Consider the following 13,495-nt stretch of genomic DNA (forward strand, 5'->3'; position numbering starts at 1 on the left):
GGGTTCGGCAGGGACTCGATCGTTTGACAGGATCGAGTCACGGCACGTCCTTCCCCTTACCCGCTTGAGTCGCGCCGTCGTGCGGTGCGGATGGTCGCCGAGGTGCGGCCCGACTACGACGCCGGGTGGGCCGCGACGAAAGCGGTCGCGTCCAAGCTCGGGACCGGCACGACCGAGACGCTGCGCAAGTGGGTGCGGCAGGACCAGACCGACGCCGGTACCCGTCCGGGCACCACGAGCGAGGAGTCGGCCGAGCTGAAGCGGCTGAAGAAGGAGAGCACCGAGCTGAAACGGGCCAACGACATCCTCAAGACCGCGGGGTGACGTCCGGTGCGTGCGCGAGGTGGTCGAGGTCTGCGACCGCCTTCGCCAGCAGGTTCACCATGGCGCGTTCGGCATGGGCGGGGTCCTGGTCGCGGATGGCGTCGAGCACCGCGCGGTGGCTGGGGACGGGGTCATCGGCATCGCCGTGGGCGTGGACCATACGGTCGCGTTCCCGTAGACCGGGCTCCAGAAGCATGTCCATTCTCCTGAGCATCTCGTTGCCCGTGGCGGCGAGGAGTGCCCGGTGGAAAGTCGCGTCCGCCTCGGCGGCGGCCGCGGAGTCGGCTTTCGCCCGCCCCATGTCCTCGAGGGCGGCTTCGAGCGCGGACAGGTCGGCGTCGGTGCGATGCAGCGCTGCCCGGTGCGCCGCGGCGGGTTCGATGATGGAGCGTACGTCGGCGAGGTCGCGCAGCACCTGGGTGCCGTCGCCGGTTTCCATGCGCCAGTGGATGACGTCGGCGTCGAGGAGGTTCCAGTGGGCGCGTTCCCTGACGAAGGTGCCCCGCTTCTGGCGTGCGTCGGTCAGTCCCTTGCTGGCGAGCACCTTGAGCGCCTCGCGCATGACGGTCAGGCTCACGTCCAGTTCGGCGCCGAGCGCACCGATGTCCAAGATCTCCCCCTCGGCGATTTCCCCTCCCACGATGCGCGCACCCAGTTTGTGTACGACCTGTCCGTGCACACCGCGACCGGAGTAGGACGCCATGCGGTTCTCCCTTACGAGGTAGAGGGCTGATGGGGCCGTTGGGACGTTCGGCGTCGGGCGTGGCCGAGCCGGCCAGGCTCCGCGTCCCGGTGAGCTTCTCGCGCCGTGATCGGACAGTCTAGCGGTCAGCATTATTTATGAATACATCTTGACAGGGGGTAGGGGCGCCCTGACGATGAACCCACTTCACGAGCCCGTTACGCCGCAGGAGCCGCCTGTCATGCTGACGCTGCACACCCGAGACCTCCCCGTCCCGCTCAAGGGGCACCTGCCGATGGGCAGTCGCGAGGGCACCCCTGAACCCTTGGAGGCCGACAGCCGCAGGCTCCAGCGGGGTACCGAGCCCTGGCTGCCGGTCATGGGGGAGTTCCACTTCAGCCGCTACCCGGCGGCCGAATGGCGCGAGGAGCTGCTGAAGATACGCGCCGGCGGGATCGACCTCCTGGCCACTTACCTGTTCTGGAACCAGCACGAGGAGGAACGCGGCACCCTGCGGTTCGACGGCGACCTGGACATCAGGCGCTTCACCGAGCTCTGCGGTGAGCTGGGGCTGTACGTGTCGGTCAGGATCGGACCGTGGTCGCACGGCGAATGCCGCAACGGCGGCTTCCCCGACTGGCTGCCGGGAAGCGGGTGCGCCCCGCGCACCGACGACCCGGCTTACCTGGCGCTCGTCGAGCCGTACTACACGCGCATCTCCCACGAACTGCGCGGCCTCGGCTACGACGACGGCGGCCCGATCGTGGCCGTCCAGGTGGAGAACGAGCTGTATGACCAGCCGGAACACCTGCGCACCCTGCGCGCCCTGGCCGAGCGGGTCGGCATCCGGGCACCGCTGTGGACGGCGACGGGTTGGGGTGCCGCCGACATCCCTGCCGACGTGCTGCTGCCGCTGTACGGCGGTTACCCGGAGGCGTTCTGGGAGGACGCGCACGATGGCTGGACCCGCGAGATGCGGCGCCACTACTTCTTCACTCCGATCCGCGACGACCACGCGATCGGCGCCGACCTGCGCTCGTCCGCCCCGGCGGGCACGGGACCGGACGACCGCCGCTACCCGTACGCGACTTGCGAGCTGGGCGGCGGCATGGCGATCGCCTACCATCGGCGCCCCCTCGTGCCCGCCGCCGACGTCTCGTCGCTCGCGCTGACGAAGCTGGGCAGCGGCTCGGTGTGGCAGGGCTACTACCTGTACCACGGCTGCTCTCAGCGCCTCGGGCACACCGTGACCAACCAGGAGTCGCACGACACCGGCTACCCCAACGACCTGCCGGTCGTCAATTACGACTTCCAGGCGCCGCTGGGCGAGTACGGACAGGTACGGCCCTCCTTCCACGCGCTGCGACTGCAGCACCTGCTGATCCGGGACAGCGGTGCCGACCTGGCGGACATGCCGCTGCACCTGCCGGACGACGGCCCGGCCGGACTCGACGACCGCCGGTCGCTGCGCTGGTCCGTGCGCGCCGACGGCGACAGGGGCTTCCTGTTCGTCAACAACCACCAGCCGCACGAGACGCTGCCAGACCACCAGAGTGTGCGCTTCCGGGTGCACCTGGCCAAGCGGACGGTCACCCTGCCCGCCCAGGAGGTGACCGTTCCCACCGGAGCGCACTTCGTCTGGCCGCTCGGTTACGAGGTCGGCCGCGGGGTGCGGCTGGAGTGGGCGAGCGCGCAGCCGGTGACCCGGCTAGAGCTCGACGGGGACCCGATCGCGGTGTTCGCGGCGACCGCCGGCATCACCCCGCAGTTCGCCCTGCCGGCCGGCTGCGAGGTGTCCGGACCGGTGCACACGGACACGGACGACTCGGGCCTGGTCGTGGTGAGTGTCCTTGAGCCCGGCTCCCGCGCCCTGGTGACGGTGGATGGCCCGCAGGGACCGGTGCACCTGCTGGTGCTCTCCGAGGAACAGGCGCTCCAGGCCCAGCGGGTGAGTGCCGGCGGCACCGACCGGCTCCTCCTGTGCACGGAACCGGTCCTGGCCGACGGGGACGAGCTGCGGATCCACACCGCTCGGGACGAGGTGGACCTGTCGGTGCTGACGTCTCCCGGTGACGCGACCGCCGCCCGCCTGCTCGCGGGGCCGGGTCTGTCCGCTCCGTGTACCGACGGACTCTTCACCCGGTGGACGCTCGCCGCCGGCACGGAGGGCGCCGACTCGCCGCCGCGCTGCGGCGTGGAGTGCGTGCGGGCCGAGGCCGTGGTTCCGCCGGCGCGTACCGGCGGTTCTCACGACCGGGCCTCCGCGCCGCGGGACGCCGACTTCGACGGGGCGGCCGTCTACCGGATCACCGTCCCGGCGTCGGTGTTCGACGCCGACGGCACCGACGGGGAGGTGCTGCTGCGGCTGTCGTACACGGGTGACGTGGCACGGGCCTACATCGGAGGCCGGCTGGTCGCGGACCACTTCTGGTACGGGCCCGACTGGGAGATCGGACTGCGCCGGTTCGCCGGCGAGGCGGCCGAGGTGGCCGGGCATGGGATCGAGATCCGGGTCCTGCCCCTCTTCCCGGACAGCAAGGTGTACGTCGACGCGTCCGTGCGGGAGGTACTGAAGGCCGCCCGCGAGCGGGCCTCGGTGGACCACGCCGAGCTCGTCCCGGTCCGTCGGATCGCCCTGACGGTGGCCGCGGGAGCCGGGGGAGCCGGAGATGAGTGAGCCGAGCCGCCGGGCGGTGCTGCGCGGCGCCATGGGTGCGGGGCTGGGACTGGCCGCCGCGCCCGTACTGGCCGCGTGCGGTTCCGGTTCCTCCCGGGCCGTCACCGACGGCCCGGTGCAGGTCTCGCTGTGGACCCACGATCCCGGCTACATCAAGACCTTCCGGAGCGCCGTCGGTGACGACACGCTGATGCACGGCTCCCGCTTCGACTACCGCATGCGGTTCACCAACGCGGCCGGCAGCGACGTCGTCACCCGCATGATGGCGCAGGCCGTCGCGGACGGGAACACACCCGACCTCGCGGGCATCATCATCGACCAGTTCCCCCGCGTCATGGGTTCGCGGATCGCCGAGAACCTGTTCGTCGACCTGACTGAGACCGTCAAGCCCTTCGGCGACGAGCTGCTCAAGCTCGCCCCGTACTCGGTCGACGGGACCCCCTACGGGCTGGACTCGGACAACTCCATCAGCGTCCTGTACTACCGCCAGGACATCTTCGCCGAGCACCGGATTCCGGAGGACGTCGAGACGTGGCAGGAGCTGGCGGACCTCGGTGAGCGCCTGCACGACCGGCACCGCATCAGCCTGAGCATGGTCGCCACCGGTGACAACGGCTCCATCGTCAACGGCTTCCTCCAGTTCCTCCTGCAGCGCGGCGGCGGTGTCTTCGACGCGGCCGGCGAGCTCGTCCTGGACTCTCCCGAGGCCGTCGAAGTGCTGGAGTTCATGCAGCGCGGCGTCCGCACGGGCTTCCTGATGTCGCTGCCCGATCCCTACGGCAGCGCCTGCGCCGCCGCGCTGAAGTCGGGGCGGCTGGCCGCCACCGTCATGCCCAACTGGTACAACGTCTACGGTCTGCAGGCCAATGTGCCCGAGCAGAAGGGGAAGTGGCGGATCAGGACGCTGCCGCGGTTCTCCGGCGGCGGTCATGCGGGGTCCACTCTCGGCGGCACGGCGTTCTGCGTCCTCAAGGACAAGCCCCATACCCAGGCCGCACTCGAACTGCTCCGCCGCGTCTACCTCACCCGCGAGGGCCAGCTGCTGCGCTACCGTTCGGGCGGCTTCCTGCCCACGCTCAGCTCGCTCTACGAGGATGCCGAACTCCGCGGCATCACCGACGACTACCTCGGCGGCCAGCGCGTCTTCGATGTGTACGGCGCGGCCGCCGCCGATCTGCCGATCTTCTACCAGGCACAGGGCCTGCAGATCCTGAACGACGTCCTGGGGGGCCCGATGCTGCTGGCCCTGCAGGGGAAGACCTCCGCCGCCGAGGCGATCAGGGCAGGCATCCGGGCCTACCGACAGCAGGTGAAGCGATGACCGATCCGGTGTCCACCCGCGTGCGGCCCGAGGCCCGCACCCGGCGGAGCACGGGCAAGAACACGGGTGAGAGCACAGGCAGGAACACCGGCTCCGACGGGCGCTCCTGGTGGAGCCGCCGGCAGCGCACGCTCGCCCCGTACGTGTTCATCTCCCCCTTCTACCTGCTCTACGGGCTGTTCCTGTTGGTACCGGTCCTCGTCGGGCTCTACCTGAGCTGCACCGAGTGGGCGGGGCTCGGCACTCCCCGCTGGGTGGGGCTGCGCAACTACCGTGACCTGCTCACCGACCACAGCTTCTGGACGTCCGTCGGCAACACCGCCCTGTATGTGGTGTTCACCCTGTGCGTCGTCGTCCCCGCCGCCCTGCTGATCGCGCAGGCCCTCAACGTCCGTGGGCTGCGCGGCCGGGACCTGTTCCGGATGACGTACTTCATGCCGGTGGTGATTTCCCCGATCGTCATCACCCTCGTCTTCGGACTGGTCTTCGACCGGGAGTTCGGGCTGCTCAACTCCACCCTGCGGGCCCTGTTCGGCTTCGGTGGCATCGACTGGCTCGGGGAGTCGGCCTGGGCACGGGTGAGTGTGATTGTCCTGGTGCTGTGGCGCTGGACCGGCTACCTCACGATCTTCTTCCTCGCCGGACTGCAGAACGTCCCGAAGGAACTGTACGAGGCGGCCGCCCTCGACGGCGCCGGGCCCGTGCGCCGCTTCTGGGACGTGACGCTGCCCGCGCTGCGGCCGGTGACCGCGTTCGTCGCCGTCACGGTCCTGGTCAACACCGCGCAGATCTTCGACGAACCGTTTCTGCTGACCCAGGGCGGGCCCGGTGAGTCGACCCTGTCGGTCGCCATGTTCATCTTCCGCGCCGGTTTCCAGCGCCAGCAGCTCGGCTACGCGGCGGCCGCCGGCGTGCTGCTCTTCGTCGTCGTGTTCGTCCTGGGGCAGCTAGCCATGCGCACCCTGGGTGCAGGAAGGAGCAGCCGATGACCTCGGCCACCGCCACGACTCCTGCGACCTCCGAACCCTCCGGAGCACCGCCCCGGCCGCGGCACCCGGCACGTCGAGGATCGGCCGCCGGACGCGTCCTGCTGTACGCCTTCCTCATCGCCCTGCTGCTGGTCTTCGCACTGCCCCTGCTGTGGGCGCTGTCGGCCTCGTTCAAGGCGCGCGGTGACATCTTCTCCTACCCGCCGCAGCCGCTGCCGGTGCCGGGCACGCTGGACAACTACCGCGGGCTGCTCGACGGCCACCCGTTCCGGAGCTGGTTGCTGATCAGCACGGTCGTCGCGCTGATCTCGACCGTGGCCTCCCTGGCGCTGTGCTCCCTGGCGGGCTTCGCCTTCGCCAAGTACCGCTTCCGCGGGCAGACCGTGCTGTTCAACATCATGTTCAGCTCGATGGCCGTGCCGTTCGCCGTCATCGTCGTCCCGCTGTTCATCATGGTCGCCAAGGCCCACCTGACCACGCCGTACTTCGCGCTGGTCGTGCCCTGGGTGGCCCCGGCGTTCGGCATCTTCATGATGCGCCAGTTCGTCGAGCAGTCCGTGCCCGACGCCCTCCTCGACGCCGCACGGGTCGACGGCTGCACCGAGTTCGGCCTCTTCCGGCGGGTGGTGCTGCCCCTGCTGCGCCCCGCACTCGGCGCGTTGGGCGTCTGGTCCTTCCTGACCAGCTACAACAGCCTGATCTGGCCACTGATCGTGATCAGCGAGCCGGGGGACTACACCCTCCCGCTGGGCCTGCAGGTCCTGTTCGGCGCCACCGGCCGCCAGTACGACCTGGTCCTCGCCGGAGCCGTCCTCGCGGTGATACCGGGCCTGCTCGTCTTCTTCCTGCTGCGCAAACAGCTCCTCGAAGGGCTCACGGCCGGCGCGGTCAAGAGCTGAGCCGCACGGCTCCTCCACCTGCCGGCGTCCCCACCCGTCGCCCCTCACCCGTCACGAGAGGTATCCCCGCATGCCCGTCGCACGGCCGTCCCACCTCCCCGACACCCTGAAGATCACCCTGTGGGACTTCACCTGGTACACCCGCACCGGCCCCGGTGAGCCCTTCGCCGACCTGGACCGAGCCTTCGCCGAGGCCGTGGAACGCGGCTACAACACCGTTCGCATCTGCGCGATGCCCTACCTGCTTTTCGGCTCCGGCCTCGACACCGCGTTCCTGCGCCTGGGCCCCCTGGGCGGCGCCTACGGGCAGCGCCTGCGCTGGTACGACGTACGCGCCACCACCGAGATCGACGCGCGGGCGCACCTGCTGGCCCTGTTCGAGGCCGCCCGCCGGCACGACTGCTTCGTCATCCTGTCCAGTTGGGAGTACCAGCAGTCCTCGTCCTTCGCCCGGGACCGTGCCTGGTTCGACGCGCTGATGGCGGTGGACCCCGAGGAGCGGCCGCGGGCCCTGGCCGACGGGCTCGCCGACCTCATCGACTTCCTCGCCGCCCACGACGGTCTGGACGACCGCGTCGCCTTCGCCGAACTGCACAACGAGGTCCAGGCCGGCTTCCTCACCGAGGGCCTCGAAGGAGACACCGTCGTCGCGCTGCGCCCGCGCCTGGAACGGGGCCTCGCCCGCTTCCGCGAGCGGCACCCCGACCGGATGGTCACCGTGAACTACGCGCACGTCCCGGTCGGTTCGCTGCGCGGCGTCCCCCGGGACGTCGACGTCGCCGCCTTCCACCCGTACGTCTACGGCGTGCTGGACGAACTGCTCGACACCTTCGCCCTCCGGGACCCCTCCCGGCCCTTCCCCCAGGAGCGGGCCGACCGCGAGCTGCTGCGGCCGGGCGCGCCCCGCCTTCAGGACTGGGCCCCGCCCGCCGACGAGCGGTGGCGCCTGGACGCCACCGTGGTGGGGCTCCGTGAGGTCTATGTGCACGACTGGTGCGACCCGGAGCACTGGGACGCCTGGCTGTACGACCGTTACGCCGTCCACCGCACGGCGATGGAGCAGAAGCTGACCACCTGGATCGCCGCCGCCGCGGACTGGGCCGCTGAGACGGGTGTCCCCTTCGTCTTCGGCGAGGGGTGGGTCGGCTACACCCCGCTGCACGGCACCTTCGAGGAGGGTCCGGTGGGCGCGGCCTTCTGCCGCCTCGCCGTGACCGAGTCCGCGAAGGCCGGAGCCTGGGGCGCGGTGGTGTGCTCCAACGCCGCCCCGCACCACCCGATGTGGGGCGACGTCGCCCTGCAGCAGGAGTGCAACGCCCTGCTCACCGCCCCGTGACCGTCCGTCCCGGCGGAAGCGGCACACCCCGCCGGGACGGCGCCGGCCCCGGCCTGTACGGGCCGGGGCCGGCATCCGCCCGCACGCAGTACGCAGTGAGAGGTCAGGAGAGAGTTATGGCAGGTACACGACATTCCGGCAGGCCGTGTCTACGCCTGCGGATCGCCGCGCTGGCGTCCTCGGCTCGGCAGGCACCACACCGGCGGCCGCCGAGGACAGCGGACGCCACCGCCCCGCCGACGACGGCTTCGCCGCCGGAGGCGACCTCACCATGATCAACTGGGTCGAGGACAGCGGCGGCAGGTACTACGACGAGAGGGGCAAGCGCCGGGACCCGGTCGACCTCCTCGCCGACAACGGGTTCGACCTGGCCCGCCTACGCGTCTGCACCGGCACCGGCCCCGACCACCCGCGGATCGGATACCCGGACTCCTACCTGCCCGAGGGCCACCAGGACGAGAACGACATGCTGAAGACGGCGCGACGCTCCGCGGCACACGGCATGGACATCCAGCTCGGCCTGCACTACAGCGACTACTGGACCAACGGACTCACCCAGGACATCCCCAGGGACCGGAGGGACGCCACCGCCCTGCCGGAAGCGCGGGCGGTCGCCGCGCTGGAGAAGGACGTACACGACTGCACCGAGCGCATCATGCGCAGGATGAAGGCCCAGGGCACCACCCCTGCCCACGTCTCCCTCGGCAACGAGATGCACGGCGGGATCCTCTTCCCCTACGGCACCACGGACTCCGCCGACGGATGGCGCAGCCTCGCCCGCTTCCTGAAGGCCGGCTACCGGGCCGTGAAGGAGGTCTCCCCGTCCACGAAGGTGATCCTCCGCCTCGACGACGGCGGCAACATGGACAAGTACGAGTGGTTCTTCTCCACCGCCGCCGACCACGGCATCCCGTACGACGTCATCGGCTCGTCCTCCTGCCCCTTCTGGAGCAAGAAGGACATCCCGACCGTCACGGCCTTCTGCAACGACCTCCACCGGCGCTTCGGCAAAGAAATCATGGTGATGGAGACGGGCGTCAACTGGAACCCGGTCACCCACGACGGTGTCGAGGGACAGCTCACCGACAACGGCCCCGTGCCCTACCCCGAGACCCCGCAGGGCCGGCGCGACTTCCTCGCCGACCTGTTCGCCGCTCTCAAGAGCGTCGAGGACCGGGCCGTCCTCGGCGTCCTGTACTGGGACCCCGTGATGATCCCCGCACCCGGCGTGGGCTGGGAGGTGGGACAGCCCAACGTCGTCAGCAACACCACGCTGTCCGACTTCCGCGGGCGGGCGCTGCCGGCGGTGCGGGCCTACCGCACCGCCCGGACCGACGCGTGCGTTGAACCGGCGCGTCCGTCCGGCTCCGGCCCGGCGGGCGCGCCGGTCAGGACGTGACACGCCACGCCACGGGAGCCGTGACGGCACAGGGGACCGACAGCACGGCCCCGTCCAGGGGGCCCGGGTCGTCCAGGCCGTAGCGAGCGGTCGTGACCAGCAGTTCGCTTCCCGTGAGGCAGACGCTGGTCGGCTGCCGGGCGGGCAGGTCCAGCACCAGCAGGAGCTGCCCGCCCGGGGCGTAGCAGCGGACCTGCCCCGCCCCCCAGATCGCCGACCACAGCCGGCCCTCGTCGTCGACCGTCATGCCGTCCGGGCTGCCGTGCGCAGGGTCGATGCGGAACACGGTGCGCCGGTCGGACAGGTCCCCCGTCGACGGGTCCACGCAGAAGGCGTGAACGGTGCCCAGCGCACTGTCCGCGAGGTACAGGACGCTGCCGTCGGGGCTGAAGGCCGGGCCGTTGGGCACGGTCAGGCCCTCCAGCACGGTGACGACCGTTCCGTCCGGGTCCCGCCGGTGCAGGGCACCGGCGCCGGGGGTGGCGTCGTAGGCCATGGAACCGGTCCACATGCGGCCCTGTGCGTCGCAGGCGGCGTCGTTCATCCGCCGTGCCGGAGGGCCCTGCAGACCCGCGACGCGTGTACGGCTCGCGGTGGTTCCGTCGGCGGCGATGCGGGTGAAGCCGGTGCCGGCCGCCGCGAGGAATCCGTCGCTTTCCCGCACGGGTGCGACCGCGCCCAGCGGCTCGTCGAGACGGGCCAGGAGTGCCAGCGGGGAGCCCGCGTCGCCGGACGGGGTCAGGAGCCGGCCGGAGAGGATGTCGACGAGGACGATCCGTCCGTCGTCGAGGAGACGGATGCCCTCGCCCAGTTCCAGACGGTCGGGGGAGGCCGGTCGGATGTCATGGCCGAGGGCGGGGGCGCAGGGAACGCTGCTGTGCGAGCTCATGGTCGGGTGGCTCCGGATCGCGTGGTGAGTGAGTGGGCGGCGGCGGGCTCAGCGGAGGGCGCTGCCGGGTGCCGCGTCCAGGAGCGCGAGTTCGTCGCGGTGCGGCAGGCCCTCCCAGTCGCCGCGGGAGGCGACCGCGAACGCGCCCGTGGTGCCCGCCCGCCGCAGCCGGTCGGCCGGTGCCAGACCGTCCAGGAGCCCGGAGAGGTATCCGGCGCAGAAGGCGTCCCCGGCGCCGACCGTGTCGAGGACGGGGACGGTGTGGGCGGGCTGGTGGAGGCGGTGGCCGCCGGCGCCGTACAGGTCGGCTCCGTCGCCTCCGCGTTTGACGACCACCTCACCCACCCCCGCGGCCAGCACCTCCGCCACCCGCGCGTCCTCACTCGTGTGCTCGCCCCCGGCCATGAGGGGGAGTTCGTCGTCCGAGGCGATCAGGACGTCGACGCTGCCGCGGAGGCGGCGCAGGACGGGCGCCGCCTCCTCCTCGCTCCACAGGCGCGTCCGGTGGTTGACGTCCAGTACCACCGTCCAGCCGTGTGCGCGGGCGTGCTCGACCGCCTCGGTCACGGCGGCCCGCGGGCCGGAGCCGAGAGCGCAGGTGATGCCGGTGACGTGCAGGACGCGGGCGCCCGCGGCCAGCGCCGGGGCGAGGTGCTCGGGCCGCTGGCGGGAGGCGGCGGATCCTGTACGCCAGTAATGCACCCGAGTGATGTCGGCCACCAGGCTTTCGCGCACCATGGACCCCGTCGGCGCCTCGGGGTCGGTGGTGGCGTGCCGCACGTCGACGCCTTCGCCGCGCAGGGTCCGCAGGACCAGCCGGGCCGGTTCGTCCGTGCCCAGGCGGCCGGCCCAGGAGACGCGGTGGCCCATCCGGGCCAGTCCGACGGCGACGTTCGACTCCGCGCCGGCCACCGAGGTGCGGGCCGGGGCTCCGGTGGCGAGCGGCCCGTCGGTCTGCAGGGACAGCATGGTCTCGCCGAAGGTCAGGACGTCCGTGTCCACCTCCGACGGGTGCGGCACAGGTGCGCTGGTGACGGCCCGGGAGGTCACGCGCCCGCCTCCTGCCGTCGGCACACCGACCGGAACAGCCGGGCCCGCCGGCGCAACAGGTCCAGATCACCGCCGTGGGCGGCGTCACCGACCAGCGGTGAGCCGACTCCGACGGCGAGAGCTCCGGCCGCGAAGTACTCGGGTACGAGGTCGGCGTCCACACCGCCGACGGGCACCAACGGCATGTCGGGGAAGGGGTCCCTCAGGGCCCGGAGGTAGGCGGGCCCGCCCAGGGACGCGGGGAAGAGCTTCACGGCGGTGGCACCCGCCGTCACGGCGACCGCGGCCTCAGTGGGCGTCAACGCCCCGGCCAGCACGGGCAGCCGCTCGTGCACGGCGGCGGTCACGGCCTCCCCCGTGGTGGGGGTGACGATCCAGGTAGCGCCGGCATCCTGGGCGCGCAGCAGGTCGTCCCGGGTGACGACGGTGCCCGCGCCGATCAAGGCGTCCTCCCCCACCTCGCGGGCGGCCTCGGCTATCACGTCGCAGGCGTCGGCGGTGTTGAGGGAGACCTCGACGAGGTCGACTCCTTCCTCGACGAGCGTGAGTACGGTGCGCAGGGCGGCGTCCGCCGAGCGGCCGCGCACGATCGCGGCGAGCCGGTCACGGCTCAGACGGCCGGTGAAGTCGGTGGGTTCCACGGGGCGGCTCCAGTGATGTCGTGGAGAGGGCGAGGGGACAAGGGAGCAAAGAAGGCGAGGGCAGCGGGACCGGTGTCGTACGGAACGGGGCGAGAGGACCGGGACCGGTGCCCTGGTGTCACCACTCGGCGAACGAGCCGTCCGGGTGCCGCCAGACCGGCCCGCGCCAGTCGGGACTGCTGTCGTCGGCCGCGCGCACGGCCTTCTCGTCGACCTCGATGCCCAGCCCGGGTGCGGTGGGGCGCAGGAAGCAGCCGTCGTGAAAGCGGAACACCTCGTGGTCGACGACGTAGTCGAGGACCTCGGCCCCCTGGTTGTAGTGAAGGCCGATGCTCTGTTCCTGAATGAGGAAGTTGGGAGTGCTGAAGGCGATCTGCAGGCTCGCGGCGAGGGAGACCGGGCCGAGCGGGCAGTGCGGTGCCACGGGGACGTCGAAGACCTCGGCGAGCGCCGCGATGCGCCGTACCTCGGAGATGCCTCCGGCATGGGACAGATCCGGCTGGAGGACGGCCACACCGGCCTGCAGGGCCGGCAGGACGTCGGTACGCGAGTACAGGCGCTCACCGGTGGCGAGCGGCACAGGTGAGCCGGCCACCAGGTCCTTCAGCAGGTGGGTGTACTCCGGCAGCACCGCCTCCTCGGCGAACAGGGGGTTGAAGGGAGCCAGGTGGGGCAGCATCCTGCGGGCGTTGGCCACCGTGAAACGCCCGTGGAAGTCGACGGCGAAGTCCCGGTCCCCACCGAGTACTTCGCGTGCTGCGGCGGCCCGGCCGACGACATCGTCGATGTCGCGTACCGTGGCCAGGCGGTTCATCCGGCCGCAGGCGTTCATCTTGACCGCCGTGAAGCCGGCCTCCACCTGGGCTGCGACCGCGTCGGCGACCTCAGCGGGCTCGTCGCCACCCACCCAGCTGTAGGCACGCACACGGTCGCGCACCGGACCGCCCAGCAGCACGTGCACGGGCGCGCCGAACACCTTGCCCGCAATGTCCCACAGGGCCTGGTCGAGTCCCGCGACCGCGCTGGACAGCACGGGACCGCCCCGGTAGAAGGATCCCTTGGTCATCACCTGCCAGTGGTCCTCGATGCGCAGCGGGTCCTGTCCGACGAGGAGTTCGGCCAGTTCGCGCACGGCGGTGCGCACGGTGGCGGCCCGGCCTTCGACGACCGGTTCGCCCCAGCCGACGACGCCCTCGTCGGTCTCCACGCGGCACAGCAGCCAGCGAGGCGGGACGGCGAAGGTCTCGATGCGGGTGATCTTCAAGGGGGATGCTCCTGCGATGGGTGG

11 protein-coding genes and 1 pseudogene are annotated in these 13,495 nt (G+C 71.4%); 7 read left to right on the forward strand and 5 right to left on the reverse strand.

Annotated elements, in window-relative coordinates; all coding sequences use genetic code 11:
- Positions 1-90 precede the first annotated feature (90 nt).
- A pseudogene (locus ACFV5H_RS20575) lies at positions 91-318 on the forward strand (transposase); the annotation flags it as partial.
- On the opposite strand, the gene ACFV5H_RS20580 reads toward ACFV5H_RS20575, so the two are convergent.
- Complete coding sequence (locus tag ACFV5H_RS20580) at positions 308-1,027, reverse strand: FadR/GntR family transcriptional regulator (RefSeq protein WP_385196480.1); 720 nt, start codon at positions 1,025-1,027, stop codon at positions 308-310. The pseudogene ACFV5H_RS20575 and the gene ACFV5H_RS20580 overlap by 11 nt on opposite strands.
- Positions 1,028-1,247: 220 nt before the next feature.
- On the opposite strand from ACFV5H_RS20580, the gene ACFV5H_RS20585 reads away from it, so the two are divergent.
- From ACFV5H_RS20585 to ACFV5H_RS20610, 6 genes are all read left to right on the forward strand, one after another.
- Entirely contained in the window at positions 1,248-3,683 is a 2,436-nt protein-coding gene (locus ACFV5H_RS20585) for a beta-galactosidase (protein WP_385196483.1), read from the forward strand.
- Positions 3,676-5,004 carry an ABC transporter substrate-binding protein gene (locus ACFV5H_RS20590; RefSeq protein WP_385196485.1) on the forward strand — a complete coding sequence of 443 codons (1,329 nt, stop codon included), beginning with the start codon at positions 3,676-3,678 and terminating at the stop codon, positions 5,002-5,004. Before ACFV5H_RS20585 ends, ACFV5H_RS20590 begins: the two co-directional genes overlap by 8 nt.
- Positions 5,001-5,993, forward strand: a complete 993-nt coding sequence (locus tag ACFV5H_RS20595) for a carbohydrate ABC transporter permease (protein ID WP_385196487.1) — start codon at positions 5,001-5,003, stop codon at positions 5,991-5,993. Before ACFV5H_RS20590 ends, ACFV5H_RS20595 begins: the two co-directional genes overlap by 4 nt.
- Positions 5,990-6,892: a carbohydrate ABC transporter permease gene (locus tag ACFV5H_RS20600; protein WP_385196489.1), complete on the forward strand. Its 903-nt coding sequence runs from the start codon at positions 5,990-5,992 to the stop codon at positions 6,890-6,892. The genes ACFV5H_RS20595 and ACFV5H_RS20600 overlap by 4 nt, the downstream gene beginning before the upstream one ends.
- 70 nt (positions 6,893-6,962) lie before the next feature.
- Positions 6,963-8,228: a cellulase-like family protein gene (locus ACFV5H_RS20605; protein WP_385196491.1), complete on the forward strand. Its 1,266-nt coding sequence runs from the start codon at positions 6,963-6,965 to the stop codon at positions 8,226-8,228.
- Between the two features lie 145 nt (positions 8,229-8,373).
- A complete protein-coding gene (locus tag ACFV5H_RS20610) occupies positions 8,374-9,627 on the forward strand; it encodes a glycosyl hydrolase 53 family protein (RefSeq protein ID WP_385196493.1) in 1,254 nt (417 codons plus the stop codon).
- Here ACFV5H_RS20610 and ACFV5H_RS20615 read toward each other — a convergent pair.
- The 4 genes from ACFV5H_RS20615 to dgoD form a co-directional block, all read right to left on the reverse strand.
- Positions 9,617-10,516, reverse strand: coding sequence for an SMP-30/gluconolactonase/LRE family protein (locus ACFV5H_RS20615; protein WP_385196495.1), 900 nt, complete (start codon positions 10,514-10,516; stop codon positions 9,617-9,619). The two genes, ACFV5H_RS20610 and ACFV5H_RS20615, sit on opposite strands and share 11 nt — an antisense overlap.
- A 48-nt stretch (positions 10,517-10,564) precedes the next feature.
- Positions 10,565-11,566, reverse strand: coding sequence for a sugar kinase (locus ACFV5H_RS20620; RefSeq protein WP_385196498.1), 1,002 nt, complete (start codon positions 11,564-11,566; stop codon positions 10,565-10,567).
- Positions 11,563-12,207 (reverse strand): bifunctional 4-hydroxy-2-oxoglutarate aldolase/2-dehydro-3-deoxy-phosphogluconate aldolase, encoded by a 645-nt coding sequence (locus ACFV5H_RS20625; RefSeq protein ID WP_385196500.1) that lies wholly within the window; start codon positions 12,205-12,207, stop codon positions 11,563-11,565. Before ACFV5H_RS20625 ends, ACFV5H_RS20620 begins: the two co-directional genes overlap by 4 nt.
- 118 nt (positions 12,208-12,325) lie before the next feature.
- Positions 12,326-13,471: a galactonate dehydratase gene (dgoD, locus tag ACFV5H_RS20630; protein ID WP_385196503.1), complete on the reverse strand. Its 1,146-nt coding sequence runs from the start codon at positions 13,469-13,471 to the stop codon at positions 12,326-12,328.
- Positions 13,472-13,495 lie beyond the last annotated feature (24 nt).

The sequence above is a fragment of the Streptomyces sp. NPDC059787 genome, from assembly GCF_042732315.1.
Taxonomy (GTDB): domain Bacteria; phylum Actinomycetota; class Actinomycetes; order Streptomycetales; family Streptomycetaceae; genus Streptomyces; species Streptomyces atrovirens.